This window comes from Vibrio sp. 1288 (assembly GCF_033344475.1).
The window spans coordinates 1-674 of record NZ_JAWPOX010000581.1; the positions used below are offsets into that span (position 1 = coordinate 1).

The 674-nt window shown below is 44.2% G+C and carries 1 protein-coding gene; it reads right to left on the reverse strand.

Going from position 1 to position 674, the window contains the following annotated elements; translation table 11 throughout:
* A partial coding sequence (nudF, locus tag R8O11_RS28150) for an ADP-ribose diphosphatase (RefSeq protein WP_318194990.1) occupies positions 1-543 on the reverse strand: 543 nt, incomplete at its 3' end.
* Between the last annotated feature and the right edge of the window lie 131 nt (positions 544-674).

The following is a 674-nucleotide window of genomic DNA, read 5'->3' on the forward strand; positions in this document are numbered from 1 at the left end:
GTCTTTCACCCATTGGTACGCTTGCTCACGACTTAGCACATGAACTCGAATGTCTTCATCTTCATAGTCTAAACCATGAATGCCGTGCGCTTTAGAAGCATCAACTTCACCAACAAACACATCCAGTTTTTCAGAGCATCCACCGGAAGAAGGATAATAAGACGTGACTGATGCCACTCGCCCTACGGTAATGCCTGCTTCTTCTTCGGCTTCACGGCGAATCACCTCTTCTGCGGATTCATCGCGATCGATCATACCGGCGACAATTTCTAGCTGCCAAGGGTGTTCATGTTCCAATGCGCCAATGCGGATCTGCTCAATGATAACCACTTGATCCGTTTTAGGATCGTAGGGCAGCATTGCTGCGGCATGGCCACGCTCGAACATTTCTCGTTCGACCACGTCGCTCCAACCACCAGCGAATAGCTTATGCTTAAAACGGTACTTCACCATTTTAAAGAAGCCTTCAAACACAGATTCCTTCGAGATGATTTCTACGTCTTGTGAAGTAAACTCATCTTGTCGTTTGTCACACTGTTGCATTCAACACCTCTCTGAGTGAATCTTGTAGTTTACTCATTGTTAATCACTTGCTCAAAGGACTTGGCTCAACTTTTTGTACAATAGTTATAATTTATTTTAAGTCTGAGTCAAAAATTTATTGCACAGATGGA